The organism is Xanthomonas sp. GW (assembly GCF_014236815.1).
Taxonomy (GTDB): Bacteria; Pseudomonadota; Gammaproteobacteria; order Xanthomonadales; family Xanthomonadaceae; genus Xanthomonas_A.
In genome coordinates this window covers 836,390-862,836 of the sequence record NZ_CP051189.1, presented here as the reverse complement: position 1 = coordinate 862,836, position 26,447 = coordinate 836,390, and the positions used below count along the sequence as shown (strand labels likewise).

General features: G+C 70.2%; 21 protein-coding genes. 12 read left to right on the top strand and 9 right to left on the bottom strand.

The window, feature by feature from the left end:
- The first annotated feature begins 22 nt into the window (after positions 1–22).
- Positions 23–1,246: a pyridoxal phosphate-dependent aminotransferase gene (locus HEP73_RS03715; protein WP_185822163.1), complete on the top strand. Its 1,224-nt coding sequence runs from the start codon at positions 23–25 to the stop codon at positions 1,244–1,246.
- A gap of 524 nt (positions 1,247–1,770) precedes the next feature.
- Here HEP73_RS03715 and HEP73_RS03710 read toward each other — a convergent pair.
- Together HEP73_RS03710 and HEP73_RS03705 are read right to left on the bottom strand one after the other, a co-directional pair.
- Positions 1,771–3,876 (bottom strand): prolyl oligopeptidase family serine peptidase, encoded by a 2,106-nt coding sequence (locus tag HEP73_RS03710; RefSeq protein ID WP_185822162.1) that lies wholly within the window; start codon positions 3,874–3,876, stop codon positions 1,771–1,773.
- A gap of 66 nt (positions 3,877–3,942) precedes the next feature.
- Positions 3,943–4,263, bottom strand: a complete 321-nt coding sequence (locus tag HEP73_RS03705; protein ID WP_185823284.1) for a hypothetical protein — start codon at positions 4,261–4,263, stop codon at positions 3,943–3,945.
- 113 nt (positions 4,264–4,376) lie between these two features.
- Here HEP73_RS03705 and HEP73_RS03700 point away from each other — a divergent pair, with 113 nt between their 5' ends.
- Together HEP73_RS03700 and HEP73_RS03695 are read left to right on the top strand one after the other, a co-directional pair.
- Positions 4,377–4,958: a lipocalin family protein gene (locus HEP73_RS03700; protein ID WP_185822161.1), complete on the top strand. Its 582-nt coding sequence runs from the start codon at positions 4,377–4,379 to the stop codon at positions 4,956–4,958.
- Between the two features lie 111 nt (positions 4,959–5,069).
- Entirely contained in the window at positions 5,070–5,486 is a 417-nt protein-coding gene (locus HEP73_RS03695; RefSeq protein WP_185822160.1) for a winged helix-turn-helix transcriptional regulator, read from the top strand.
- 120 nt (positions 5,487–5,606) lie between these two features.
- Here HEP73_RS03695 and HEP73_RS03690 read toward each other — a convergent pair whose 3' ends face one another.
- Positions 5,607–6,578 (bottom strand): helix-turn-helix transcriptional regulator, encoded by a 972-nt coding sequence (locus tag HEP73_RS03690; protein ID WP_179567441.1) that lies wholly within the window; start codon positions 6,576–6,578, stop codon positions 5,607–5,609.
- A gap of 194 nt (positions 6,579–6,772) precedes the next feature.
- Between HEP73_RS03690 and HEP73_RS03685 the strand changes: the two genes are divergently transcribed.
- Entirely contained in the window at positions 6,773–7,561 is a 789-nt protein-coding gene (locus HEP73_RS03685) for a DUF481 domain-containing protein (protein ID WP_185815212.1), read from the top strand.
- 201 nt (positions 7,562–7,762) lie between these two features.
- Here the strand turns inward: HEP73_RS03685 and hemC are convergent, their stop codons facing one another.
- The 4 genes from hemC to mdoH form a co-directional block, all read right to left on the bottom strand.
- The gene (gene hemC / locus HEP73_RS03680; RefSeq protein WP_185822159.1) at positions 7,763–8,686 is read right to left on the bottom strand and encodes a hydroxymethylbilane synthase; all 924 of its coding nucleotides are present in this window, start codon (positions 8,684–8,686) and stop codon (positions 7,763–7,765) included.
- 204 nt (positions 8,687–8,890) lie between these two features.
- The gene (locus HEP73_RS03675) at positions 8,891–9,619 is read right to left on the bottom strand and encodes a LytR/AlgR family response regulator transcription factor (RefSeq protein ID WP_185816488.1); all 729 of its coding nucleotides are present in this window, start codon (positions 9,617–9,619) and stop codon (positions 8,891–8,893) included.
- Between the two features lie 127 nt (positions 9,620–9,746).
- Positions 9,747–10,412 (bottom strand): alpha/beta hydrolase, encoded by a 666-nt coding sequence (locus HEP73_RS03670; RefSeq protein ID WP_185823283.1) that lies wholly within the window; start codon positions 10,410–10,412, stop codon positions 9,747–9,749.
- Between the two features lie 43 nt (positions 10,413–10,455).
- A complete protein-coding gene (mdoH, locus tag HEP73_RS03665) occupies positions 10,456–12,387 on the bottom strand; it encodes a glucans biosynthesis glucosyltransferase MdoH (protein ID WP_185822158.1) in 1,932 nt (643 codons plus the stop codon).
- A 457-nt stretch (positions 12,388–12,844) separates the two neighbouring features.
- Here mdoH and HEP73_RS03660 point away from each other — a divergent pair, with 457 nt between their 5' ends.
- A complete protein-coding gene (locus HEP73_RS03660) occupies positions 12,845–13,126 on the top strand; it encodes a hypothetical protein (RefSeq protein WP_185815209.1) in 282 nt (93 codons plus the stop codon).
- Positions 13,123–13,662, top strand: a complete 540-nt coding sequence (locus HEP73_RS03655; protein WP_185822157.1) for a cysteine hydrolase family protein — start codon at positions 13,123–13,125, stop codon at positions 13,660–13,662. The genes HEP73_RS03660 and HEP73_RS03655 overlap by 4 nt, the downstream gene beginning before the upstream one ends.
- A 9-nt stretch (positions 13,663–13,671) precedes the next feature.
- On the opposite strand, the gene HEP73_RS03650 is transcribed toward HEP73_RS03655, so the two are convergent.
- A complete protein-coding gene (locus HEP73_RS03650; protein WP_185822156.1) occupies positions 13,672–14,967 on the bottom strand; it encodes a two-component system sensor histidine kinase NtrB in 1,296 nt (431 codons plus the stop codon).
- Positions 14,968–15,154: 187 nt separating this feature from the next.
- On the opposite strand from HEP73_RS03650, the gene HEP73_RS03645 reads away from it, so the two are divergent.
- Positions 15,155–15,454, top strand: coding sequence for a response regulator (locus HEP73_RS03645; RefSeq protein ID WP_255423663.1), 300 nt, complete (start codon positions 15,155–15,157; stop codon positions 15,452–15,454).
- 52 nt (positions 15,455–15,506) lie between these two features.
- Here HEP73_RS03645 and HEP73_RS03640 read toward each other — a convergent pair whose 3' ends face one another.
- A complete protein-coding gene (locus HEP73_RS03640; RefSeq protein ID WP_255423662.1) occupies positions 15,507–15,830 on the bottom strand; it encodes a hypothetical protein in 324 nt (107 codons plus the stop codon).
- Positions 15,831–16,156: 326 nt separating this feature from the next.
- Here HEP73_RS03640 and glgA point away from each other — a divergent pair, with 326 nt between their 5' ends.
- The 5 genes from glgA to treY all read left to right on the top strand — a co-directional run bounded on the left by glgA (position 16,157) and on the right by treY (position 26,443).
- The gene (gene glgA / locus HEP73_RS03635) at positions 16,157–17,671 is read left to right on the top strand and encodes a glycogen synthase GlgA (protein ID WP_185823282.1); all 1,515 of its coding nucleotides are present in this window, start codon (positions 16,157–16,159) and stop codon (positions 17,669–17,671) included.
- Positions 17,668–19,917: a 1,4-alpha-glucan branching enzyme gene (locus HEP73_RS03630; protein WP_255423661.1), complete on the top strand. Its 2,250-nt coding sequence runs from the start codon at positions 17,668–17,670 to the stop codon at positions 19,915–19,917. Before glgA ends, HEP73_RS03630 begins: the two co-directional genes overlap by 4 nt.
- Before the next feature lie 61 nt (positions 19,918–19,978).
- Positions 19,979–21,715 (top strand): malto-oligosyltrehalose trehalohydrolase, encoded by a 1,737-nt coding sequence (treZ, locus tag HEP73_RS03625; protein WP_185823280.1) that lies wholly within the window; start codon positions 19,979–19,981, stop codon positions 21,713–21,715.
- A 154-nt stretch (positions 21,716–21,869) separates the two neighbouring features.
- Entirely contained in the window at positions 21,870–23,825 is a 1,956-nt protein-coding gene (gene malQ / locus HEP73_RS03620; RefSeq protein WP_185822154.1) for a 4-alpha-glucanotransferase, read from the top strand.
- The gene (gene treY / locus HEP73_RS03615) at positions 23,822–26,443 is read left to right on the top strand and encodes a malto-oligosyltrehalose synthase (protein ID WP_185822153.1); all 2,622 of its coding nucleotides are present in this window, start codon (positions 23,822–23,824) and stop codon (positions 26,441–26,443) included. The genes malQ and treY overlap by 4 nt, the downstream gene beginning before the upstream one ends.
- Positions 26,444–26,447: the final 4 nt, after the last annotated feature.

The window sequence follows — 26,447 nt, the reverse complement described above, 5'->3', positions numbered from 1 at the left end:
CGCGCTCCTCTATCATCGGGCCATGAACCCGCTTCCGACCGACCCCCATACCGCGCCGCAGGCGCTGTCCGCCTACAGCCAACGCAGCCGCGACATCGAACCGTTCCACGTGATGGCGTTGCTGGCCCGCGCCAACGAACTGGAACACGCCGGCCACGACGTGATCCACCTGGAGATCGGCGAACCGGACTTCACCACCGCCGCGCCGATCGTCGCCGCCGGCCAGGCCGCGCTCGCGGCCGGCCACACCCGCTACACCGCGGCGCGCGGGCTGCCGGCGCTGCGCGAGGCGCTGGCCGTGTTCTACCGGCAACGCCACGACGTGGACCTGGACCCGGCGCGGATCATGATCACCCCCGGCGGTTCCGGCGCGTTGCTGCTGGCCAGCGCGCTGCTGGTCGACCCGGGCAAGCGCTGGCTGATGGCCGACCCCGGCTATCCGTGCAACCGGCATTTCCTGCGCCTGGTCGAAGGCGCGGCGCAGCTGGTGCCGGTCGGCCCGGACAGCCGCTACCAGTTGACCCCGGCCTTGCTGGACGCGCACTGGAACGCCGACAGCGTCGGCGCGCTGGTCGCCTCGCCGGCCAACCCGACCGGCACCCTGCTGGACCGCGCCGAACTGGCCGCACTGGCGCAGGCACTGCAGGCGCGCGGCGGCCACCTAGTGGTCGACGAGATCTACCACGGCCTCAGCTACGGCATCGACGCGCCCAGCGTGCTCGAGGTCGACGACGGCGCCTATGTGCTCAACAGCTTCTCCAAGTACTTCGGCATGACCGGCTGGCGCCTGGGCTGGCTGGTGGCGCCGCGCGCGGCGGTGCCGTCGCTGGAGAAGCTCGCGCAGAACCTGTACATCAGCGCGTCCAGCATCGCCCAGCATGCGGCACTGGCCTGTTTCCTGCCGGAAACCCTGCAGATCCTGGAAGCGCGCCGCGCCGAATTCGGCCAGCGCCGCGACTACCTGCTGCCGGCGCTGCGCGCACTCGGCTTCCGCATCGAAGTGGAACCCCAGGGCGCGTTCTACCTGTACGCCGACGTCAGCGCCTTCACTGACGACGCGCAGGCGTTCTGCGCGCATTTCCTCGAGACCGAGCACGTGGCATTCACCCCCGGCGTGGACTTCGGCCATCACCGCGCGCGCCAGCACGTCCGCATCGCCTATACGCAGAGCTTGCCCAGGCTGCAGGAAGCGGTGGCGCGCATCGCCCGCGGGCTAGAGCGTTGGAATCGCCACCCCGAACCGTAAGCGCTTCAGGCGCTGCCGATCACAATCACCTTGCAGACCGAAACCAGGCCCAAGATCACCAACCGCCACACCGCATAGCCAACGCCGTCATGGCTTTGGCTTTGGCTTTGGCTTTGGCTTTGGCTTTGGCTGTGGCTGTGGCTGTGGCTGTGGCTGTGGCTGTGGCTGTGGCCTTGGCTGTAGCTCTGGCTTTTGATTGTCTTCGCCTTAAAGCGAGCCGAGCACCGCAGGCGCAAGCGGCCGAAGAGGCGCCCTTGTTTGAGCGAAGCGAGTTTGGGCGCCGTGCCGCTTGTGCCGAGGAGCGCAGGGAACCGATGCGGCTTTATCGCATCGGATCGCGTCGGCGACAGCGGTTTTGGTTACTTTTGCCAAGACAAAAGTGACTCGCGCCAAGGGCGCGAAAGCCTTTGCTGTTGCCCCAGCCTTTGCCGTTTCTCAGGCCCTGGAGTTACCCCCGCCTTGCTAGAACTGCAAACGCTCGCAGCGGGGCGGCCGCATCGCTGCGGCCGTCCGCTACCGAGCCTTCAATCCTTCAGCCGCTCCCACAGGAACCCATACGCCAGCGCCTGCATATGCGCAGCCTGCGCATTGTTGGCAGCGCCACCGTGGCCGCCTTCGGTGTTCTCGTAGTAGCTCACGTCCTTGCCGGCATCGATCATCTTCGCCGCCATCTTGCGCGCGTGGCCCGGGTGCACCCGGTCGTCGCGGGTGGACGTCAGGAAGATCACCGGCGGATAGGTCTTCTTCGGATCGAACAGGTGGTACGGGGAGAAGGACTGGATGTACTTCCAGTCGTCGGTGTCCGGATTGCCGTACTCGGCCATCCACGAAGCGCCGGCCAGCAGATGGCTGTAGCGCTTCATGTCCAGCAGCGGCACCTGCACCACCACCGCGCCGAACAGCTGCGGGTACTGCACCAGCATGTTGCCGGCCATCAGCCCGCCGTTGCTGCCGCCCTGCACGCCCAGGTGCTTGGCCGAGGTGATCTTGCGCGCGGCCAGGTCCTGCGCCACCGCCGCCATGTCCTCGTAGGCCTTGTGCCGGTTCTGCTTCAGCGCCGCCTGGTGCCAGCGCGGGCCGTACTCGCCGCCGCCGCGGATGTTGGCCAGCGCGTACACGCCGCCCTGGTCGAGCCAGGCGCGGCCGAGGCCGCCGGAATAGAACGGGGTCATCGAGACCTCGAAGCCGCCGTAGGCGTACAGCAGGGTCGGATGGCTGCCGTCCAGCTTGAGCTGCTTCGGCCGGACCAGGAAGTACGGGACCTTGGTGCCGTCCTTGGACACCGCGAAGTGCTGCTCGATCGCGTCCTTGGACGCATCGAAGAAGCTCGGCATCGCCTTCAGCGTCTCGATGCTCTGCGGGCCGCGCTGCACGTCGGCCAGCATCAGCGTGGTCGGGGTCAGGAAATCGGTGGAGGTCAGCCACACCTGATCGTTCTCGTCGGCATCGACCGCATCCACGCTGATGCTGCCGAAGGCCAGGTCGCCGACCGGGAACGGCGCGCGCGCCCACTCGCCGTCGCCAGGAGTCAGCACCCACAGCCGGCTCTTGACGTCGTCCAGCACGTTCAGCACCAGCGTCGACTTGGTCCACGCGAACCCCTCCAGCGAGGTGCTGTCGGTCGGCGTGAACAACACCCGGAACGCACGCTTGCCGGCCATGAAGTCGTCGAACTTGGCGGCCAGCAGCGCACCGGCGGGATAGGTGGTGCCGTCCACGGTCCATGGATCGCGCAACTGCAGGGTCAGCCATTCGCGATGCACGCGCTTGCTGGCCGAGTTGGGCACGTCGATCTTGCGCAGGCTGCCGTCGGCATTGCGCAGGTACATCTCGTCGTTATAGAAGGCCAGCGTGCGGCTGACGAAATCGCGCTCGTAGCCGGGCGTGTCGTCGTGCATCGCGGCGATGTACATGTCTTCCGGCTTGCCTTCGTAGACCAGGCTCGCGCTCTGCAGCGGGGTGCCGCGCTTCCACTGCTTGACCACCCGCGGATAGCCGGAGCTGGTCAGCGAACCGGCGCCGAAATCGGTGTAGAGGTAGACGGTATCGGCATCGATCCAACCCAGGCCGCCCTTGGCCTCGGGGCGGAAGAAGCCGTCCTTCACCCATTGCTTGGAACCCAGGTCGAACTCGCGGGTGACGTCGGCATCGGCGCCGCCGCGTGACAGCGCGATCAGGCAGCGGCGGTAGTCCGGGCGCAGGCAGTCGGCGCCATGCCACACCCAGTTCTCGCCCTCGGCCTTGTTCAGCGCATCCAGGTCCAGCACCGTTTCCCACTTCGGCTCGGGCTTGCGGTATTCGTCCAGGGTGGTGCGCCGCCACAGGCCGCGCTCGTGCTCGCGGTCCTTCCACAGGTTGTAGTAGTACGGGCCGATCTTCTGCACCGCCGGGATCTTCGCGTCGGAGTCCAGCACTTTGCGGATGCCGGCCTCGCGTGCCTGGAAACCCGGCTGCGCGGTCAGCCGCGCCTCGGTCTTGGCGTTCTGCGCCTTGACCCAGTCCAGCGGCTTGGCGCCGGTGACGTCTTCGAGCCAGGCATAGGAATCTTGGGGCATCGCGGTTTCCTTCGCCGCGGCGGTGCCGGAGACGATCAGTCCGGCGAGCAGGCAGGCATGGGCAAGAGAGGGCATGGGTCACGTCCAGGAGAACAGCCCGGAACCGTAGCATGCGGGGCCGCGGCCCTCCCCTGCCGAAGGTCAGGCTGCGCGGCTGACCCGCCAGGCCGGCGCACGCCGGCGCCGTGCCTGCACCCGCGGCCGTACCCGCGCCAGGACCCGCCGCAACGGCCGCAGCGGCAGCGGGAAGCGGTGCAGCGCCCACCACGCGCTCAGCGGCATGCCCAGCAGCCACAGCGGCCGCCAGCCCAGCCATTCGCTGTAGCCGCGCGCCGCCGGCCACACCAGCACCAGGGCCAGGCCGGCGAGTAGCGCCTGCCGCACCAGGCGGCGCAGAACGGGGTGCGGGGGTGGGCGGGGCGGGAAGAACGGGCGATCGGCATGGCGGCGACTCCGAAGCAGGGCTGAGGCGTGCAGCCTGCCGCGCGGCCATCTCAACGGCTGCGACCCACTATTGACATCACTTTCGCCCGATACTGGGTAGCGTGTCTCTTCAAGCCCCGGATCCCTGCCCTATGCGCCTGCTTTCCCTGTTCGCCTCCGTGCTGCTGCTCGGCATGGCCGTTCCCCTGCCGGCGGCGCGGGCGAAATCCCCGGAGCAAGAACCCTCGCAGCCGCCGATTGACCTGCAGCGCTTCATGGGCCGCTGGTACGTGATCGCGCACGTGCCCTATTTCGCCGAGCGCGGGCATGTCGCCAGCAGCGACGAGTACACGCTCAAGGAAGACGGCAAGATCGCCGTGCGCTACCAGTACCGCGAAGGCTTCGACGAACCGGTCAAGGAAGTCACCTCGCGCGCCACGGTCAAGGAAGGCAGCGGCGACCGCCGCTGGACCACTTGGTTCTTCGCCGTGGTCCCGACCAAATACCGCATCCTCGAAGTGGCGCCGGACTATTCCTGGGCGCTGATCGACTATCCCGGCCGCGACCTGGCCTGGGTGTTTTCGCGCACGCCGGACATGGACTACAAGCAGTATCGCGAGCTGGTCGGCAAGTTGGACCACGATTACGGGGTCAAGGTGGACAAGCTCAAGCGCGTGGCGCAGCGCCGCGACCAGGTCGGCAAACTCGGTTTCGAAGTGCCGAGCAAGCCCTGAGGCGTGTCGCCGATCACCGAATAGGTTGCACCGCCATCGCCTGCCGCTCAGCGAGGCGCCAGCCGGTGCACGTATGATCGGGCCGGTCCGTCCCCCAGACAGGTGCACCGATTGGCCAGCGTTCCGTCCGACATCCCCAGCACTGCGCCGCGCGTCCCCACCACGGATCCCACCCGCGGCCAGGTGTTCGCGCAGCACTGTCCCTCGCGCGCCGTCCTCAGCCATGTGACCAGCCGCTGGGGCGTGCTGGTGCTGGTGGCTTTGCGCAAGGGCACGCATCGTTTCGGCGACCTGCGCCGCAAGCTCGAAGGGGTCAGCGAGAAGATGCTGTCGCAGACCCTGCAGGCACTGGAAGCCGATGGCCTGGTGCAACGCACCGCCTATCCGGTGGTCCCGCCGCATGTGGAATATGCGCTGACCCCGCTGGGCGAAGACGCGGCGACGCATGTGCAGGCGCTGGTGGACTGGATCGAGAGCAACATCGGCGCCATCCTGAGCGGCGGCGGTGCATCGCCGGATGCACTGTAGGAGCGGCTCTGGGTGGCCTCGGGCCATCAGCCGCGACAGGCGGTATCAGCTATCGATAATGCCTGTCGCGGCTGAAGCCGCTCCTACAAAAAAACGACGGCAGCGCGCAGCGCGAACGCCTCAGTCGTCGCTGTAGTTGCTCAGCGCCAGCGACAGCAGCGACTTGGCCTGTTCGCGCAGCGAGCGCGGCTCGACGATTTCCGCGTCCGAGCCGTAGTGCAGCACGTCCATCAGCAGCTCGCGCGAGACGCTGTACGGCACCTTCAGTTCGTAGCGGCCGTCGGCCAGAAAGCGCCCCTGCTGCTTGGAATGCCAGTGCTCGTCGGCGACCCAGCGCGCCGCCTTGGGACTGAACACGATCGTCGCCCAACCCTTGGGCGCGCCGGAGAAGATCCCGTAGCTGGCCGCCAGCTGCGAATCCAGTTCCTCGTCCGCCACGTCCTGCGCCACCTGATCGAGCAGCCGCGCATGGTTGATGCGGTCCACGGCGAAGCTGCGCACCGCGTCGCGGCCGTGGTCCCAGGCGTCCAGGTACCAGTTGTCGCGGTAGTGGGTGATGCGCTGCGGCGACACCGTGCGCTTGGTCGATTCGTCGGTGGAGCGCGCGCGGTAGTCGAACGACAGCCGCTTGCGCTCCAGCACCGCCGAGGCGACGGTGCGGAAACTGGCCTCGTCGAGCTTGCGGCCGCGGTGCGGGATCACCCGCACCCGTTCCACCGGCCAGTGGGTGGCCCCGGCCTGCGCCGCCAGCAGGCTCTCGATGCGCTGCTGCAGCGGCGCCAGCACCGAGGACAGCACCCCGCCGCCGGTCCGCGCCAGCAACTGCTGCGAGGCCAGCAGCGCGTGCAGCTCCTCGGAACTGAGCCACAGCCCGGGCAGTTCGAAGCGGTCGCTCTCGCCGGACTCGTAGCGGAACCCGGCCTCGCCGTCGCCCTCGACCGGGGCCATCAGCGCATCGCGCAGGAACGCCAGGTCGCGGTAGACGGTGGCGCGGGAGCAGCTCAATTCGTCCTGCAGCCGCGCCACCGTCACCGGATAGCGGGCGGACTTGAGCAGCCGGTGCAGAGCATTGATGCGTTCGTAGCGGTCCATGGCCCCGATTATGTCCGAAGTCCGTGGCGGAAAAGCGCGTTGCGGCCGCTCGCGCGCCTGAACCGCGGCGGCGCGGCCGAACCGGCGATGAAGCCGGGGCCGGGCGGCGGCCGGGGCGTCATGTAGATCCGGTATGATGAAATCGTTTCCATTTCGTTAGCCGAAGGCTGCGTCCTCAACCGGAGAGTAAAGCCATGCCCCGCTGCGCCACCGTAGTATCCGCCATCACCTTGTTGCTGCTGTGCACCTCCACGGCCCTGGCCGCCGATGTGCCCGCCCCGCCGGCGGAACCGGGCAGTTCACCGTGGAGCGGCTCCGGCGAGCTGGGACTCTCCTCCTCGCGCGGCAACAGTTCCAACGAGAGCTTCAACGGCCGGCTCAAGGGCCAGTACCTGGACGGCGACTGGATCCACAGCATCGACCTGTTCGCCTTGCGCGCCAGCGCCGAGTACACCAATACCAACGACGACGGCAGCACCGAGCGCGTGCGCCAGACCACCTCCAACCGCTACACCGGCAGCGCCGGCAGCGCGCTGCAGTTGGGCGAGCACCGCCAGCTGACCGCCTCGCTGCGCTACGAGCGCGACGATTTCGCCACCTACGACCGCCTGGCCACGATCGGCATCGGCTACGGCACGCGGATCATGGACGGCGACCACCGCAGCCTGGACGTGCAGATCGGCCCCGGCGTGCGCCGCGCCCACGACGTGGAAGAGGACCGCACCGAAACCGGGCTGATCGGCCGCGGCCTGGTCGACTTCAAGTACGGCCTGACCGAGAACACCGAACTGGCCAATACCCTGCTGGTCGAATCAGGCTCCTACAACACCTTCGCGCAGAACGACCTGGGCATCTCGGTCAGCATGAACTCGCGGCTGGCGCTGAAGGCCGGCTGGCAGGCGCGTCACAACAGCGATGTCAGCGACGACAAGAAGAAGACCGATACGCTGGCTACGATGAATGTGGTCTACAAGTTCAAGTGAGTGAGGCCGGGATTCGGGATTGGGGAGTCGGGATTCGTAACGGCAGGCGCCGCTTGGGCCTGGGCGTTTAGCTGACGGCGGTTCTGTAGGAGCGGCTTCAGCCGCGACAGGCACCATCGGCAAAGCCTGTCGCGGCTGATGGCCTGAGGCCACCCAGAGCCGCTCCTACAGGATGGCTGCCGGATGTGTGCCGGCCTGCGCTCAGGCCGGCAGCGCGGCGTCCAGCAGTTCGCGGGCGCCGGCGCCGAGCAGCGCTTCGGCCACCGCCTCGCCCAGCGCCTGCGGGTCCTGGGCGCTGCGCTGCAGGTCGGCGCGTACCAGGCGTCCGTCGGCGACGCCGCCGACCATGCCCTGCAGCAGCAGGTCTTCGCCCTGCCAGTGCGCGAACGCGGCCACCGGCACGTGGCAACTGCCGTGCAGCGCCCGGTTCATCGCCCGCTCGGCCTCCACGCAGCTGCGGGTGGCGGCGTCGTCGAGCGCGGCGAACAGGCCCAGCGCGGCCGCGTCGTCGCCGCGGCATTCCACCGCGATGGCGCCCTGCGCCGGCGCCGGCAGCCAGTCCGGCGCCTGCAGGCGCTCGGTGATGCGCGCCTCCAGGCCCAGCCGCTGCAAGCCGGCGCAGGCCAGCACGATGCCGTCGTAGCCGCCGTTGTCGAGCTTGGCCAGGCGCGTGTTGACGTTGCCGCGCAGGTCCAGCAACTGCAGGTCCGGGCGCCGCGCGCGCAGTTGCGCCTGCCGGCGCAGCGACGAAGTGCCCACCCGCGCGCCCAGCGGCAGCGCCTCCAGCGACGCATAGAGATTGGAGATCAGCGCGTCGGCCGGATCGGCGCGGGCCAGGATCGCCGGCAGCACGAACGGCGGGTCCAGCTCCATCGGCACGTCCTTCAGCGAATGCACCGCGCAGTCGGCCTCGCCACGCAACATCGCCAGCTCCAGTTCCTTCAGGAACAGGCCCTTGCCGCCGATCGCCGCCAGCGAACGGTCCAGCACTTCGTCGCCGCGGGTGCTCATCGGCACCAGCACCACGTCCAGCTGCGGGTGCGCCTGGCGCAGGCGGTCGGCGACATGTTCGCTCTGCCACAGGGCGAGCGGACTCTTGCGGGTAGCGATGCGCAGGATCTTCATGCGCCCATTATCGCGGAAAGCGCCGCCACCGGCCGCTGGCACCGAGGCCGAGTGCCATTGCCTCCAATCCCGGCCTTTCCTCAGCCGAACGGCCGGTAATCCCCATCCCCACTTTCCAAAGCCGAACGGCTGCTCATCGCGAATCCCGGCTTTCCACAGCCAAACGGCTGGTCATCCCCAATCCCCAATCCCCAATCCCGGCCTTCAAAGATGCCGGATCTCCTGCCGCAGCTGCGCCACGCAGCGCCGGCTCACCTCCAGCGGCTGCTTGCCATGGCGCAGCACCGCATGCACCTGGCCCTCGCCGAGGCGACGCAGCTCGACCAGTTCGTGGCGCGCGACCAGACAGTTGCGATGGATGCGCACGAAGCGCTCGGCGAACTCCTCTTCCAGCGACTTCAGCGACTCCTCGATCAGGTCCTCGCCGCGCGCGTGATGCACCACCACGTACTTTTCCTCGGCCTGCAGGTAGTGGATGTCGTCGACCGCGATCAGCCGCAGGCTGCCGCGCAGGCGCGCGCACAGGTGGCTGCGGCGCTGCGCCGACGACACCGCCGCAGCGCTGCCGCGGCCGGCCATGAAGGTGCGCGCGCGCTCCAGCGCCGCCGCCAGCCGCTCGGCACGCACCGGCTTCATCAGGTAGTCGATCGCCGCGGCCTCGAATGCGGACAGCGCGTGCGCGTCGTAGGCGGTGCAGAACACCACCGCCGGGCGCGGCTCGAAGCTGGCCAGGTGGCGCGCGGTCTCCAACCCGTCGACGCCGGGCATGGCGATGTCCAGCAGCACCAGATCCGGACGCAACTCGGCGCAGGCGCGCAGCGTCTCCAGGCCATTGCCGGCCTCGGCCACCACCTCGACGCCGGCATGCTCGGCCAGCAGCGCGCGCAAGCGCTCGCGTGCCAGGGGTTCGTCGTCGGCGATCACCACCTTCACGTACGTCACCTCAGTGCGCTGGAGCGCAGTCTCGCCGCATAGTAGCCCCGCCGCTGGCGGGCCGTCATCCGCGCCGCAGCGCCTGTCGCCGCGGGACCAGCGCGCAGCCCGGCGCCGCGGTCGCGCCTCAGCCAGCGGCGAAGCGCGCGCTCATCCAGTCTTGCAGATCCGCGATCTCCTCGGCGCAGACCTGGTGCGCCATCGGATAGCGCTGCCACTGCACCGGCATGCCCAGCGCCTGCAGCGCCTGTGCGGTCTGTTCGGCATAGGGTTGCGGGATCACCGGATCGCCCTGGCCGTGGGCCATGAACAGCGGCTGCGACAGCGCCGCCGGCGCATGCCAGCGGGCCACGTCGGCCACCTCCGGCAGGTAAGTGGACAGGGCGATCAACCCGGCCAGCGGCCGTTCGCGGCGCAGTCCCGTCGCCAGCGTGATCGCACCGCCCTGCGAGAAACCGGCCAGCAGCAGGCGCTCGGCGGGCACGCCGCGTACATGTTCGCGCGCGATCAATTCCTCGACCTGGGCGACCGACGCGGCGACGCCGGCGCTGTCGGCGCGGTTGGAGAAATCCGGGCTGACGATGTCGTACCAGGCGCGCATGCGCACGCCGTTGTTGATCGTCACCGCGCGCACCGGCGCATGCGGAAACACGAAGCGCAACGCCGGCCAGCCCGGCCGCAGCAACTCCGGCACCAGCGGCGCGAAGTCGTTGCCGTCGGCGCCGAGTCCGTGCAACCACAGCACGGTCCATGCCGGCGAAGCGGCGGTTTCGTGTTCCACTGTTTCCAGCATGCGCGCGGTCCCCATCGAGATGGGGCGCATTATGCCTGCCGCGTCAGCCGTCAGCGCGGCGGGCGGCGGCGGCGCGGCGCAATTCGCCCGCGCGCAGCAGCACCGCCGGCGGCTTCTGCTCTTCGGGAATGGCCAGGATGCGCAGCTGGCGCAGCCACAGCCCGGCCGCGCGCGAGGAACTCACCGCGACCACAGGAATCGCCAGCGCCATGCCGATCACCACCGGCGCCATCCACATTGCCAGCGACGGCGACACCACGTAGGCCATCCCGCCCATCAGCAGCCCGAACGCGCTGAGCCCGCCGTAGCTGCGCGCCAGCGCCAACCACGACAGGCGGCCGTCGTCGCGCTGCTGCGCGTCCCAGCCCGAGTCCTTGCCGGCCAGCACCTCGGCCACGCCGCGCGACTGCACGTACATCACCACCGGCGCCATCAGCGCCGCCAGCACGGTTTCCAGCAGCATGCTCAGCAGTGCGCGCAGCGCGCCGCCGCAGCCGCGCCGCTCCTCGGGTTTCAGCAGCATGGCGAAGTAGCCCAGCACCTTCGGCGCCAGCAGCACGAACATGGTCACCGCGAACACCCAGAACACCCGGGTCGAGTCCTGCTGGTGCCAGTAGCGCGCCGGCGAGAACGGCGACACCACCGTGGCGACCAGGTCGAAGCCACCGCTCTGCAGCGGGATCGCGATGCCGATCAGCATCAGCAAACCCCACATCGGCGCGGTGAAGTAATGGCCGATGCCGATCATCATGTGCATGCGGCTGATCCAGTGCAGGCCGCGCGCGAAGACCACCTTGGAGTGCTGCAGGTTGCCCTGGCACCAGCGGCGGTCGCGCACCAGCAGGTCGGTCAGTGTCGGCGGGCCCTCTTCGTAGCTGCCCTGCAGGTACGGCACCATGTGCGTGGCCCAGCCGCCGCGGCGCATCAATGCCGCCTCGACGAAATCGTGGCTGAGCACGTGGCCGCCGAACGGCTTGCGCCCGGGCAATGCCGGCAGGCCGGCCTGTTCGGCGAAGGCCTGGGTGCGCATCACCGCGTTGTGGCCCCAGTAGTTGCTTTCCGAACCGTGCCACCAGGCCACGCCGTAGGCGATCACCGGGCCGTAGACGCGGCCGCCGAACTGCTGCATGCGCGCGAACAGGCTGTTGCCGTTGACCACTTCCGGCAAGGTCTGGATCAGGCCGACGTCGGGATGGTCTTCCATGCCCGCGACCAGGCGCACGATGGTCTCGCCGGTCATCAGGCTGTCGGCGTCCAGGATCAGCATCTGCGGGTAGGCCCCGCCGAAGCGGCGCACCCAGTCGGCGATGTTGCCGGCCTTGCGCTCGGCGTTGTCGGCGCGGCGCCGGTAAAAGATGCGGCCCTGGCCACCGGTGCGTTCGACCAGTTCGGCGTAGACCTGCTCTTCCTCGGCGCCGACCGCGGCGCGCGTGGTGTCGCTGAGGATGAAGAAATCGAAGTGCGCGATCTGGCCAGTGGCCTCGACCGATTCGTAGATCGCCTGCAGCCCGGCCATCAACCGATGCGGGTCTTCGTTGTAGGTGGGCATCAGCAAGGCGGTGCGGCTGCGCACCAGCGGCAGCGGCGCGTCCGGATCGATGCCGAGCTTGCGCCCGCCGCCGAACACCAGGGTCACGAATCCGGCCAGCGCGCTGACGAACGAAAACGCGATCCACGCGAACAGCGGAATGAACAGCGCCATCAGGCAGGCTTCGAGTACGCTGACCCCGCCGATCAGCAGCACCTTGCCGATCAGCACGCTGGCGTAGGCGGTCATCAGCGCGGTGCTGCCGAACACGTACAGCCGCCGCCAGAACATGCCGGGCGGGGTGCTGGGCAGGCGCTTGTTGCGCAATTTGCCCTGGCGCAGCGATTGCACCGGCATCGGCAACGGCGCCTCGGGCGGCAGCACCGCATGGCCGGCATCGAGCACAACGGAATCGGGCAGGGTCGGTGTGGGGGCGACCATGCTCATGCGTTCCGCCAGCCTCGTCGGGCATCGCCACGACGCGGCGATGCGTCCGCGCAAGCGCGCGACGCGGCGGATCCTGGCGCCGCTACCGGCGCCGTCTTGCGGTGATTGCCACTCGTACCCACGTTCTCTCCTGTCGGCGGGCAAAATACGGCCGCCACTGTAAACCTTAAATAGTAAGCTTTCGCGAAGATGGCCAAGCGCGCGGCGGCGCTGCGCCGGCAGGTTCGTTCAGCCATTCCGGCGCCGATCGCGTTTCACCGCATGCACAAATACCGCTCACCGGCGTTTCACCGCGCCCGGAGAACATGGGAAGCGGTCCGCAGGAGGCAGTGCAGATGCGTCCCTCATTTCAGACAGCGGTGCTGGCCGCAGGCCGGGCCGCCCGGCCGCGCAGCTATCGCGGCGCTACGCAATCGCTGCGGCAGGGCGCAGCGACACGCCCGCGCGGGAGGCCTGCATGAACCCGATGGACCTGATCGGCTGGGCGGCGACACTGCTCCTGGTGGCGACGCTGCTGCGGCAGATCCACACGCAGTGGCGTGCGCCCGATCTGCAGGCGGTGTCGGCCTGGCTGTTCGCCGGCCAGATCGGCGCTTCGTTGCTGTTCGTCGTCTACAGCCTGGCGCTGCGCAATTACGTGTTCGTGACCACCAATACGCTGGTGCTGCTGACCGCCGTGGCCGGACAACTGCTGCAGACGCTGAAGCGGCGGCGCCTGCAGCGCGGGCGGGCGCCATGAACCGGCCGGCGCTGCTGATCGTGGACATGATCAGCCGCTTCGATTTCCCCGACGGTGCGCGCCTGGCCAGGGCGGCGCTGCCGGTGGCCGGGCGCATCGCGGCGCTGCGCGCGCGGTTCCATCGCCGCGGCTGGCCGGTGCTGTTCGCCAACGACAACTTCGCCGACTGGCAGACCGATTTCGAAGGCCTGTGGCGGCTGTGCGCCGATCCGGCGCAGCGCGGCGCGAAGATCGCTGAACTGCTGGCGCCGCAACCGCAGGACTACTACGTGCTCAAGCCCAAGCACTCGGCGTTCCTGGACTCGGCGTTGCAGATCCTGTTGGCGCAGTTGCGCGTGACCCGCCTTGTGGTCACCGGCGTGGCCACCGACGCCTGCCTGCTGGCGACGGCGGTCGATGCGCGGATGCGCGAGTTCCAAGTGCAGATGCCGCCGTCATGTTGCGCCACGTTCGGCGCGGCGCGGCAGCAGCGCGCATTGCGGCTGCTGCACGAGGCGTTCGCGGTCAGCCTGAGCGAGCGCCTGCCGGCGCGCTGAGGCGGCGGCTCAGGCCGGTGCCGGCAGCGCGGCGCTGTCGCCGCCCTCGCCCGGCGGCGCTTCGGCGACGTACGGGAACGCCAGGGTGATGGTGGTGCCGCGTCCCAGTTCGGAGTCCACGTCGACGAAGCCGCCGGCCTGGCGCACGAGACCGTAGACCTGGGCCAGGCCCAGGCCGGTGCCCTTGCCCTCGGGCTTGGTGGTGAAATAGGCCTCGAACAGTCGCGACTTGGTGTCCTCGGACATGCCCTCGCCCTGATCGCTGACCGACAGGGTCACGTAACGGCCCGGCTGGCGCAGCGCCGCAGCCTGCTCTGGCGGTACCTGCAAGCTGCCGCAGCGGATCGACACCACGTCGCCGGATTGACAGGCGTCGCGTGCGTTCAAAGCCAGGTTCAGCACCGCCTGCTCGACCGAGCTGCGGTCGGCATAGGTAGTGGCGCCGCCGGCCAGGCTGGTCAGTTGCAGCTTCATTTCGCCGCCCAAGGCCTGCGCCAGCAGCGGCTGCATGTGCGCGACCACCTCGCACAGATCCAGCCACTGCGGCTTGACCGGGTGCGCGCGGGCGAAGCCGAGCAGGCGCCGGGTCATCCGCGCGCCGTGTTGCAGCGCGTCGCCGGCGATGCCGAGCAGCTTGCGCTGGTCCGGCTGCAGGCGCTGCGGATGCTCGGCGACCATGCTCACCGAGGTCATCGCGGTCTGCAGCATGTTGTTGAAGTCGTGCACGATGCCGGCCAGCATTTGCCCGATCGCCTCGCCTTTCTGCGCCTGGGTCATGGCCCGCTCGGCGACGCGCTGCGCGGCGAGGGCGATGTCCAGCTGCCCGCGCAGCTCGATGTGCTCGGCCTGCAACTGCTGTCCCAGCATCTCGCCGACGACCTGCGCCGGTGCGCCGGCGCCGGCCTGCGGCAGATCGCCCAGGGTGCGCAGGGCCTCCTCGATCTGGCGATGCTGGGTGACGTCGCGGCTGATCACCAGCACGCTTTCCACTTCGGCATCGACGTTGGTCAGCGGGCTGGCCTGCACGTGCCACCAGCGTGGCCGGCCGTCGAAGGTTTCGCGCTGCGCCCAGAATTCGTACTGCTCGTTGCGCAAGGCCGCGGCGAACGCCGCTTCCGCGAGCGGCCGCATCTCCTCCGGCCACAGCTCCTGCCAGGCGCGGCCGACGACATGCTTGGGCTCGGCAGCACCGAGCAGGCGCAGGCCGCGCGTGTTGATCGAACGCACGACACCGTCGCGGCCGATCTCCTTGATGCAGTCGTGCGAGAGTTCGACGATCTGTCGATAGCGGGCGTGAGTGGACAAGCGGGGTCTCGCGATGAGTGGGTCGAGCATATCGGCATCACCGCAGCGTCACCAGCGCTTCACCGCTGAATCGTGAAGCTGCCAGTATTGAAAACGCGGCGGTATCAGCATTATGCGTGGCACTTGCGCCCTCACCACCATTCTTTTGGTTGAGGATGACCAGACGATTCGCGAACTGGCTCGGATGATGCTCGACGCCGACGGCTACCGGGTCTTGTCCGCCGGCACCGCCCACGAGGCGCTCGCCTTGCTCGAACAGGACCCCGATGTCGACCTGATCTTCAGCGACGTGCAGATGCCCGGCTGCGATGGCGTGACCATGGTGCGCGAACTGCGCCGGCGCGCGGTCGAGATCCCGGCCCTGCTCACCTCCGGCATGAAACATCCCGACACCGCCGCGCTGCCGACGCATACTGGTTTCCTGCCCAAACCCTACAGCCATGCCGGCCTGCTGGCGGCGCTGCAGCGCCTGCAGCCAGCGCACTGACGCAGGGCCGATGCACGGCCCGCGCCGATACCGGCGTACAGAACGGCGCCGCTCAGCCGAACACCAATTTTCCATACTGCGCCGAACGGATCGCCGCCAGACGTTCGGCGACGAAGTGCTCCCCTGCGCGAACATCGCCGAAGTACACGCCATCGAACGCATGCCGGCTCAACACCGCGCCCTGCGCGTCCGAGATGCGGATCTGCGGCAGCAGCACGCCGTCCGGCGCCGCGGCGAGGACGGCATCCAATACGAAGCCGTCCAGCTCGCGTCGCATCCTTGGGTCCGGTTGGTTCATGCCGGCATTGCAGCACAGGCCCGATGAAGACAGCGCAACCTGCGCATTCATGCCGAGCGGCGTGGCGGACGGCGGCACCGGAAAGGAAACTAAACGGTTCATCGGCTGTGCGGGTCTAACCCACTGTATTGCGGCGAAATCACTATGCGGTAACGCGGCGGGCGCAGCGTAGACAAGCCACGCGCTTCACGCCCCTTTTATCGCTGCGTTCGTACATTACTGAAGAGGCGCTGACCCGCTGGGTTGTGCCGCCCCTCTTTTTTTCCGGTTTCACGTCGCGCGCCCGCTGCGGACACGCGACGGCAGTCGTTTTCCGTGTGCCCGTCCCCCTCCCCGACGGAATCGCCAATGTCGCCTCCCCGCCCGCCGATCTGCCCGATAGACAACGCGACACCCACCCGGTCCTGCGCGCGCCCCGGCGCCGCCACCGCGATGCGCGCGGACGCTTCATCCGCACTGCCGAAGTCACCGTCAAGCTGCAGCCGGCGCCGCGCCGCGCCAGCCTGTTCGTGACCTCGGAAATGGCCGACTTCATCAAGGCCGGCGGCCTGGGCGACGTCGCCGCGGCGCTGCCGCGCGCGCTGCGCGGCAGCTGCGACATCCGCGTGCTGATCCCCGGCTACCCGGCGGTGCTGCGCAAGACCGGTCCGCTGGAGATCGTCGGCCACATCGCTGCGCACGCCGGGCTGCCGGCCTGCGCGCTGGGCCGCGCGGACCGCCCCGACGGCCTGTGCGTGTACGTGCTGCTATGCCCGCAGCTGTTCGAGCGCCAGGGTTCGCCCTACGTGTCCAGCGAAGGCCGCGACTGGGAAGACAACGCGCTGCGCTTCGCCACGCTGTCGCACGCCGCCGCGCAGATCGCCGGCGGCCGCGCCGGGCTGGACTGGAATCCGGACCTGCTGCATCTCAACGACTGGCCGTGCGCGCTGGCCGCCGCCTATGTGCGCTGGTCCGGCGGGCGCACGCCGTGCCTGCTGACCATCCACAACCTGGCCTACCAGGGCCTGTTCCCGTACGCGATGGCCAACGCGCTGGGCATTCCCGACAACGGCCTGCAGGACCTGGAGTTCTACGGGCAGATGTCGTTCCTGCGCGCCGGCATCGTCCACGCCGACCACGTCAACACGGTCAGCGTCAGCTACGCGGCGCAGATCACCGGCCCGGCGCAGGGCTGCGGCCTGGACACGCTGCTGGCCCGGCATGCCGCCAGCGGCCGCCTCAGCGGCATCGTCAACGGCATCGACGCCAGCTGGGACCCGCGGACCGACGATCACCTGCATACCCATTTCGGCATCGACCAGGTCCAGGGCAAGCGCGAGAACGCGGCCCAGGTGCGTCGCGCGTTCGGCCTGATCGACAGCGACGGCCCGCTGTTCGCGGTGGTTTCGCGGCTGGTGCACCAGAAAGGCCTGGACATGATCTGCGAGGTGGCGCCGCAGATCGTCGCCGCCGGCGGCCAGATCGTGGTGATCGGCGGCGGTGAGCCGCAGATCGAGCAGGCGGTGGCGGCACTGGCGCGGCGCTTCCCCGGCCATGTCGGCGCCCATATCGGCTTCGAAGAGCGCCTGGCGCGGCGCATGTTCGCCGGCTCGGACTTCCTGCTGATGCCGTCGCGCTTCGAACCGTGTGGGCTGAGCCAGATGTATGCGCAGCGTTTCGGCAGCCTGCCGATCGCGCACGCCACCGGCGGCCTGATCGATACCGTGGACGATGGCGTGACCGGCTTCCTGTTCGAGGAGCCGTCCGCCGATGGCCTGCGCCGCTGCCTGCAGCGGGTGTTCCGCACCTTCCGCCTGCCCGGTCTGCTGCAGGCGATGCGCCGCGCGGCGATGCTGCGGCCCAGCGGTTGGGATCTGGCCGGGCGCAAGTACATGGCCCTGTACGACCGCACTGCTCCGCTGTCGCCGGCGGTGGCATGAGCGAACGGGAACAGGCGCCGGACGCGATCCCGGTGTGGGACGCGCCGCTGGAAGCGGCGAACGATCAGCGCGAACGCCTCGCCCTGCAGGCGCTGGCGCGCGGCGACGCGGTGGACGCGTTCGCCTGGCTGGGCCCGCATCCCGGCGACGACGGCGTGCTCCGGGTGCGTGCGCTGGTCCCAGGCGCCGACGCGCTGGGCCTGCTCGACGGCAACGGCAAACTGGTGGCGCGGATGCGCGCGCACCCGGAGGCCGAGGGCGTATTCGAAGGCGAACTGAAGACCACGACAGCCTATCGGCTGCGCATCGTGTGGCCGGACGCGGTGCAGGAAATCGACGATCCGTACGCCTTCGGCCCAGTGCTGGACGAGGCCTGGCTGCAAGGCATGGCCGAGGGCGATGGCGCCGCGCTGCGCACCGCGCTGGGCGCGCACCACACCCGTATCGGCACGGTCGACGGGGTGCGCTTCGCGGTGTGGGCGCCGCATGCGCGGCGGGTCGCGCTGGTCGGCGACTTCAACGGCTGGGACGGCCGCCGCCATCCGCTGCGTCTGCATCGCCAGGCCGGCGTCTGGGAACTGTTCGTGCCGGGGCTGCGCGGCGGCGAGCACTACCAATACGAGATCCTCGACGCCGACGGCACGCCGCTGCCGCGCAAGGCCGACCCGGTCGCCCGCCATAGCACGCGCGCGCCGGATACCGCCTCGGTGGTGCCGAGCGCCGCCGACTTCGCCTGGCACGATTCGGCCTGGCTGGCGCAGCGCGAAACGCGCGCCGGCGCCGCGCAGCCGATGAGCATCTACGAGCTGCACGCCGGCTCCTGGCGCCACGACGCGCACGGCCAGCCGCTGCAGTGGGACGCGCTGGCCGCGCAGCTGATCCCGTACGTGCAGGAACTGGGCTTCACCCATATCGAACTGCTGCCGATCACCGAATATCCGTTCGGCGGCTCCTGGGGCTACCAGCCGCTGGGCCTGTTCGCGCCGACCGCGCGACATGGCGACGCGGACGGTTTCGCGCGCTTCGTCGATGCCTGCCACCACGCCGGGATCGGGGTGATCCTGGACTGGGTCGGCGCGCACTTTCCCGACGACGCGCACGGCCTGCAGCGCTTCGACGGCACCGCACTGTACGAACACGCCGATCCGCGCGAAGGCGTGCATCGCGAGTGGAACACGCTGATCTACAACTACGGCCGCGCCGAAGTGGTCGCCTACCTGATCGGCAGCGCGCTGGAATGGATCGAGCGCTTCCACGTCGACGGCCTGCGCGTGGATGCGGTGGCGGCGATGCTGTACCGCGACTACGGCCGCAACGAGGGCGAATGGGTGCCCAACGCCCAGGGCGGGCGCGAGAACCTGGAGGCGATCGCGTTCCTGCGCCGGCTCAACGCCGAGATCGCGCAACGCTTCCCCGGGGTGCGCGTGATCGCCGAGGAATCCACCGCCTGGCCGGGCGTGACCGCCCCGCCGGAACAGGGCGGGCTGGGTTTCAGCCACAAGTGGAACATGGGTTGGATGCACGACACGCTGAGCTACATGCGGCGCGACCCGATCCACCGCCAGCACCACCACAGCGAGATGAGCTTCGGCCTGGTGTACGCGTTCTCCGAGCATTTCGTGCTGCCGCTGTCGCACGACGAAGTGGTGCACGGCAAGGGTTCGCTGCTGGCGAAGATGCCCGGCGACACTTGGCAGCGCTTCGCCAACCTGCGCGCCTATCTGGCCTTCATGTGGGCGCACCCGGGACGCAAGCTGCTGTTCATGGGCGGCGAATTCGGGCAGTGGCAGGAATGGGACCACGACCGCGCGCTGGACTGGGCGCAGGCGCAGCGCCCGGAGCACCGCGGCGTGGCGCGGTTGGTCGGCGACCTCAACCGCCAGCTGCGCGCATTGCCGGCGCTGTACCGCAGCGACCGCGCGGCGGAAGGCTTCGAATGGAGCGTGGCCGACGACCACCGCAACAGCGTGTTCGCTTTCGTGCGCCACGACCGCGCCGGTGGCGCGCCGCCGCTGCTGGCGGTGAGCAACTTCACCCCTAACGTGCACCACGACTACCGGCTCGGCGTGCCGCGCAGCGGGCTGTGGCGCGAGATCCTCAACACCGACAGCGGCCATTACGGCGGCTCCAACCAGGGCAACGGCGGCGCCTTGCGCAGCGTCGCGCAGCCGATGCACGGGCATGCGCAATCGCTGGCGCTGACCCTGCCTCCGCTGTCCACCATTTGGCTGCAAGCGGAGCATTGACGTGAACATCGCAACGAGCGCAACGCCGACCGGCGACGCCGCCACCGCTTCGCCCACGGCGCTGCGCCAGGGCGCCTGGCCCACCGCCGACGGCAAGGTCGGCTTCGTGTTGTGGGCACCGGACGCGAGCAGCGTCGACATCGTGTTCGACGACGGCAGCCGGCAGCCGTTGGCCGCCGCCGCAGACGGCTATTTCACCGCGACCGTGGCCTGCGCCGCCGGCACCCGCTACCGCTATGCGATCGATGGCGGCGAACCGGTGCCGGACCCGGCCTCGCGCTGGCAGCCCGACGGCGTGCATGGCGCCAGCGCGGTGCTGGCCAGCGACGGCTATCGCTGGCAGCACGACGCCTGGCGCGGGCGGCCGTGGGCGGAAACGGTGTTCTACGAACTGCACGTGGGTGCCTGCGGCGGCTACGCCGGGCTGCGCGCGCAGTTGCGCACGCTGGCGGCGCTGGGCGTCACCGCGATCGAACTGATGCCGCTGGCCGCCTTCCCCGGCCGCCACAACTGGGGCTACGACGGCGTGCTGCCGTACGCGCCGGCCGCGGCCTATGGCCATCCGGACGAACTGAAGGCGCTGATCGACGAGGCGCACGGCCTGGGCCTGAGCGTGTTCCTGGACGTGGTCTACAACCACTTCGGCCCGGACGGCAATTACCTCGGCCAGTACGCCTCGGCGTTCTTCCGCGAAGACGCGCCGACCCCGTGGGGCGCGGCGATCGACTTCCGGCTCGCGCCGGTGCAGCGCTACTTCATCGACAACGCGCTGATGTGGCTGCACGAATACCGCTTCGACGGCCTGCGCCTGGACGCGGTGCACGCGATCGTGCCGAACGCGTTCCTGGACACGCTGCGCGAGGCGATCGCGGCCAGCGTGCCGGCCGGGCGCCACGTGCACCTGGTGCTGGAAAACGAGGCCAACCAGGCCGGCGTGCTGGAGCGCGGCTACAGCGCGCAATGGGACGACGATTTCCACAACAGCCTGCACGTGCTGTTGACCGGCGAGGACGAGGGCTACTACGCCGGCTTCGCCGATGCGCCGGCGCAGCACCTGGCGCGAGTGCTGGGCGAAGGCTTCGCCTACCAGGGCCAGGCCGACCACCGCGGGCATGCGCGCGGCGAGCCGAGCGTGCAGCTGCCGCCGCACAAGTTCGTGATCTTCGCGCAAAACCACGACCAGATCGGCAACCGCGCGCGCGGCGACCGGCTGATCACCCAGGTGTCCGAGCCGGCGCTGCGCGCGGCGCTGGCGCTGACCGCGCTGACCCCGATGATCCCGCTGTTCTTCATGGGCGAGCCGTGGGGCAGCCGCACCCCGTTCCTGTTCTTCACCGACTTCGCGCCGCCGCTGGACGAGGCGGTGCGCGAAGGCCGGCGCCGCGAGTTCGCGCATTTCGCCGCGTTCGCCGATCCCGCGCAGCGCGCGACCATTCCCGACCCGAACGCGCCGAGCACGTTCGAAGCCTCCATCGCCGACATCAGCGATGCCACCCATGGCGACGGCGCGCGCTGGCGCGACTGGTTTGTGGCGCTGATGGCGTTGCGCCGCCAGCACCTGGTGCCGGCGTTGCCCCAGGCGCGCGCGATAGGCGCGCGCACGCTGGGGCCGAAGGCGGTGGCCGCCGGCTGGAACCTGGGCAACGGCGAGTGGCACGTGGCCGCGAACTTCGGCGACACGCCGGTGGCGCTGGATCTGCCCGGCGTGACGGTGTATGCCGAAAACGCCGGCGACGATCCGGCGCAGCTGCCGCCGAACGCCTTCGTCGCCCGCTACCGAGCCGGTTCCGCAACGTGAGCGCGGGCTGTCGCGACGCCACCGCGACAGCGCTTCCGGCAAGCTGCCCATTCCGTTCGTCGCCCGCGAGCGTGCGCCTGCCCGACAGGTGCGCCGCGCGCGCGGCGGCGGCTGTGCGTCCTTCTTTCCCCATTGCCGCGGCCCCGACTCGCTCATGACCGATACACCCCTGCACACCCTGGCGTCCGCCGCCGGCCTGCTGGTCGACTGGATCGACGCATCCGACACGCCGCGGACGGTCGGCCCGGACACGCTGCGCAGCGTGCTCGGCGCGCTCGGCCTAGACGCGCACGACGACGCCGCCTGCCGCGACAGCCTGCGCCGGCTGCAGGCCGGCGGCGGCAGCGCCGCGCCGTTGCTGACCGCCGACGTCGGCACGACGATCGACGCCGGCGGCGCGACGGGCGCGGCGTACCGGCTCGAGCACGAGGACGGCAGCAGTCGCGACGGCCGCTTCGATGCGCAGGGCCGTGTCGCCGCGTTGGATGCCCACGGCTACTGGACCCTGCAGCACGGCGACCGCCACACCACGCTGGCGGTGGCGCCGGCGCGTTGCTACGGCGTGGCCGACGCAGTCGGCGAGGACGCGCCGCGGCGCTGGGGCCTGTCGCTGCAGGTGTATTCGGCGCAAGCCCCGGGCGACGCCGGCATCGGCGATGCGGACGGCGTCGCCGCCTGGGCCGAGCGCATCGCACGTGCCGGCGGCGATGCGATCGCGCTGAGTCCGGTGCATGCGGCGCGGCCGATCGGCACGCACTACAGCCCGTATTCGCCGGGCGACCGCCGTTTCCTGGATCCGCTGCAGGCCGCCCCGGCACGCGTGCTTGGCGCCGCGGCAGCGCAGCGCGCCATGCAGGCGGCCGGGCTGGAACAGGCCTTCGCCGACGCGCAGACGCGCGCGCTGATCGACTGGCCGGCCTCGGCCGCGGCGAAGTGGCAGTGGCTGCGCCAACTGCATGCCGATTTCGCCCAGGCCGACGCCGCGCTGCACGCGGATTTCGCGGCGTTCCAGCACGAACGCGGCGCCGCGCTGCGCGACTACGCCGCGTTCGCCGCGCGCGATTTCGGCGATGCAGATCCGGCCTTGCACAGCTTCGCGCAGTGGCTGGCCGCGCGCAGTTGGGCCGGCGTGCAGCGGCAGGCGCGCGCTGCCGGCATGGGCATCGGCCTGATCGCCGACCTGGCGGTGGGCTTCGATCCAGGCGGTGCCGAGGCCGCGGCCTGGCCGCAGGCGGTGCTGGCCGGGCTGGAACTGGGCGCGCCACCGGATGCATTCAACGGCGACGGCCAGGCCTGGGGCATCGGCGGCTATTCGCCGACCGGGCTGCGCGCCAGCGGCTTCGCGCCCTTCATCGAACTGCTGCGTGCGGTGATGCGCGACCGCGGCGGCGTGCGCATCGACCACATCCTCGGCCTGCTGCGGCTGTGGACGATCCCGCGCGGCGCCAGTTCCGCCGACGGCGTGTACCTGCGCTATCCGCTGCACGACCTGCTGCGCCTGCTGGCGCTGGAATCGTGGCGGCACCGCGCGATCGTGATCGGCGAAGACCTGGGCGTGGTGCCGGATGGCATCCGCGCCGAACTGTCGCAGCGCGGAGTGATGGGCATCGACGTGCTGCTGTTCACCCGCGACGCCAAGGGCGCGTTCCTGCCGCCGGCGCAATGGCGAGGCGATGCCATCGCCACCACCACCACCCACGACCTGCCGACGCTGCGCGGCTGGCGCCGCGGCGAGGACATCGACTGGCGCCGCCGCCTGCTGCTGTCCGACGCCGTGCAGCAGCGCGCCGACCACCTGACCCGCAGCGCCGAGGTGGCGCGCATGGATGCCGCGGTCGCCGCGGCGCTGCCGCAGGCGCAGGACCCGGAACTGGACGCGCTGCGCTTCGTCGCCGCCACGCCCTCGCCGCTGGCGCTGCTGCCGGCCGAGGACGCGCTGGGCCTGGAGCAGCAACCCAATCTGCCCGGCACCGTCGATGGCCACCCGAACTGGCGCCGGCGCTTGCCGGCAGCGGACACCGCGGCGGCCGGCGCACCGCTCGACACCCGCCTGGAGGCGTTCGCGCGCGCGCGCCGCAACGCCTCACCCGCGCAAGGAACCGACGCATGAGCTTCACCCCGCTGCGCGCCACCGCGCGCCTGCAATTGCACGCCGGCTTCACCCTGCTCGACGCCGCCGCGCAGGTGCCCTACTACGCCGGCCTGGGCATCAGCCATCTGTACCTGTCGCCGATCGGCTGCGCGGTGCCCGGCTCCACGCACGGCTACGACGTCACCGATCCGCGCCAGGTCAATCCCGAACTCGGCGGCGAACCGGCGCTGCTGCACCTGTCCGAGCGCGTGCGCGCGCACGGCATGGGCCTGATCCTGGACATCGTGCCCAACCACATGGCCGCGCACGCGGCAAATCCATGGTGGTGGGACGTGCTCAAGCATGGCCGGCGCAGCCGCCATGCCGGCTGGTTCGACATCGACTGGCGCGCGCCCGGACGCGACGGCAAGCTGTGGCTGCCGGTGCTGGACCGCAGCTATGCGCAGGCGCTCAGCGAAGGCGCGCTGCAACTGCGCGTGGCCGAGGACGGTGAAGTGGAGCTGGAACACCACGACCAGCGCTTTCCGATCCGCCTGGAAGGCGCCGTGGCCCAGGATCCGCCGGCAGCGCGCCAGGCCTGGGCGGCACGGCTCAACGACGCGGCGCGGCTGGGCGACGACGCGCTGCATCGGCTGATCGAGCGCCAGTGCTACCGGCTGGCCTGGTGGCGGGTCGGCAACGACATGCTCAACTACCGCCGCTTCTTCGACATCACCTCGCTGGCCGCGCTGCGCGTGGAGCAGAACGACGTGTTCGCCGCGGTGCACGAACTGCCGCTGCGGCTGGTCGCCGAAGGCCACCTGGACGGCGTGCGCGTGGACCATGTCGATGGCCTGGCCGACCCCACCGGCTACGTGCAGCGGTTGCGCGCGCAGCTGGACCGTGCCGGGCGCCGCCGCGGCATCGCCGCCGGCGGCATCGCGCTGTACATCGAGAAGATCCTGGCGCCGCAGGAAACCCTGCGCAGCGACTGGCCGTGCGACGGCAGCACCGGCTACGACTTCATGGACCAGGTCGCCGGCGTGCTGCACGACCCGGCCGGCGCCGCGCCGCTGACCGCGCTGTGGCGCCGCGAGACCGGCCGCAGCGGCGACTTTGGCCAGGAGCAGCGCGCCGCGCGCGACGAGATCCTGCAAGGTTCGCTGCAGACCGAGTTCGTGCGCACCGTGCAGGCGCTGGCCGCCGCCGCGCACCTGGACCCGGCCACCCGCGAGTTCAGCCCGCAGATGCTGGCGCGCGGGCTGATGGCGCTATTGCGGCACTTCGAGGTGTACCGCACCTACGCCGGCCCCGATGGCCTGGACGAAGCCGATGCGGCGCGCCTGGCGCAGGCCGCGCAGCGTGCGCGCAATGGTGCCGAGCCGCGGGTGTGCGCGGCGATCGACGCGATCGAACGCTGGAGCCGCGACGGCCGCGGCACCGGCAAGGCACAGATCGCGCTGCGGCGCATCGTGCGCCGGCGCATCGAGCAGCTGTCGGCGCCGCTCAACGCCAAGTCGGTCGAGGACACCGCGTTCTATCGCCACGGCGTGCTGCTGTCGCGCAACGAGGTCGGCAGCGACCCGGACGTGTTCGCGTGGACGCCGGAAGATTTCCACGCCGCCAACGCCACGCGCGCGCAACACCATCCGCGCGCGCTGCTGGCCACCGCCACCCACGACCACAAGCGCGGCGAAGATGTGCGCATGCGCCTGGCCGTGCTCAGTGCGCAGGCGCCGTGGTGGGCCGAACAGGTGGCGCGCTTGCAGGCCTTGTCCGCCGACCTGTTGCCGGCCGGCAGCGCCGCGCCGCTGCCCGGCGACGTGCTGATGCTGTGGCAGATGCTGGTCGCCGCCTGGCCGCTGGAACTGGCCAGCGACGATGCCGCCGGCCTGGCCGACTACGCCGAGCGCATCGGCGCCTGGCAGCTGAAGGCCGCACGCGAAGCCAAGCTGCGCACCTACTGGACCTGGCCGGACGAAGCCTACGAACGCGGCGCGCGCGCGCTGCTGGACGCGGCGCTGCTGGCGCCGGCCGGCGCGCCGCTGCGCGAGGCGCTGGCGCAGGCCGCGGCCGCGCTGGCCCCGGCCGGCGCGCTCAACAGCCTGGTGCAGACCACGCTGCGGCTGAGCGTGCCTGGCGTGCCCGATCTGTACCAGGGCAGCGAAGGTTGGGACCTGTCGCTGGTCGATCCGGACAACCGCCGCCCGGTGGACTATGCGCTGCGCCAGGCCTGGCTGCACGACGACACCGCAGCGCCGGCGCTGCTGCGCGACTGGCACAGCGGCCACATCAAGGCCTGGTTGACCGCGCAGCTGCTGCATCTGCGTGGCGCGCATCCGGCGCTGTTCGCGCATGGCGGCTATCGCCCGCTGCAGGCGCAGGGTCCGCACGCACAACACGTGCTCGGCTTCGCGCGCGAACACGCCGGCAAGACCTTGCTGGTGGTGGTGCCGCGCCTCACCGCCGCGGCGCAAGCGCTGGATGCGGCGGCGCCGTTACGCGCGCAGTTGGATTGGCATAACACCTTTCTGACGTTGCCCGCGGCACAGTACAGGAACGTGCTGAGCGGGCGCGACCTCACGGCATCGGCCTCGATGCCGGTGGCGGACCTGTTCGCCGAGTTCCCGGTGGCCGTGCTGGTCGCCGTTCCCTGACATG

Excerpts from the sequence above, each read along its gene's own strand:
- HEP73_RS03700 (WP_185822161.1), top strand. The coding sequence starts at position 4,377 with ATGCGCCTGCTTTCCCTGTTCGCCTCCGTGCTGCTGCTCGGCATGGCC.
- hemC (WP_185822159.1), bottom strand. The coding sequence starts at position 8,686 with ATGAAGATCCTGCGCATCGCTACCCGCAAGAGTCCGCTCGCCCTGTGG.
- HEP73_RS03670 (WP_185823283.1), bottom strand. The coding sequence starts at position 10,412 with ATGCTGGAAACAGTGGAACACGAAACCGCCGCTTCGCCGGCATGGACC.
- mdoH (WP_185822158.1), bottom strand. The coding sequence starts at position 12,387 with ATGAGCATGGTCGCCCCCACACCGACCCTGCCCGATTCCGTTGTGCTC.
- HEP73_RS03715 (WP_185822163.1), top strand. The coding sequence starts at position 23 with ATGAACCCGCTTCCGACCGACCCCCATACCGCGCCGCAGGCGCTGTCC.
- HEP73_RS03690 (WP_179567441.1), bottom strand. The coding sequence starts at position 6,578 with ATGGACCGCTACGAACGCATCAATGCTCTGCACCGGCTGCTCAAGTCC.
- HEP73_RS03630 (WP_255423661.1), top strand. The coding sequence starts at position 17,668 with ATGAGCGAACGGGAACAGGCGCCGGACGCGATCCCGGTGTGGGACGCG.
- HEP73_RS03655 (WP_185822157.1), top strand. The coding sequence starts at position 13,123 with ATGAACCGGCCGGCGCTGCTGATCGTGGACATGATCAGCCGCTTCGAT.
- HEP73_RS03660 (WP_185815209.1), top strand. The coding sequence starts at position 12,845 with ATGAACCCGATGGACCTGATCGGCTGGGCGGCGACACTGCTCCTGGTG.
- malQ (WP_185822154.1), top strand. The coding sequence starts at position 21,870 with ATGACCGATACACCCCTGCACACCCTGGCGTCCGCCGCCGGCCTGCTG.
- HEP73_RS03685 (WP_185815212.1), top strand. The coding sequence starts at position 6,773 with ATGCCCCGCTGCGCCACCGTAGTATCCGCCATCACCTTGTTGCTGCTG.
- treY (WP_185822153.1), top strand. The coding sequence starts at position 23,822 with ATGAGCTTCACCCCGCTGCGCGCCACCGCGCGCCTGCAATTGCACGCC.
- HEP73_RS03645 (WP_255423663.1), top strand. The coding sequence starts at position 15,155 with ATGCTCGACGCCGACGGCTACCGGGTCTTGTCCGCCGGCACCGCCCAC.
- HEP73_RS03710 (WP_185822162.1), bottom strand. The coding sequence starts at position 3,876 with ATGCCCTCTCTTGCCCATGCCTGCCTGCTCGCCGGACTGATCGTCTCC.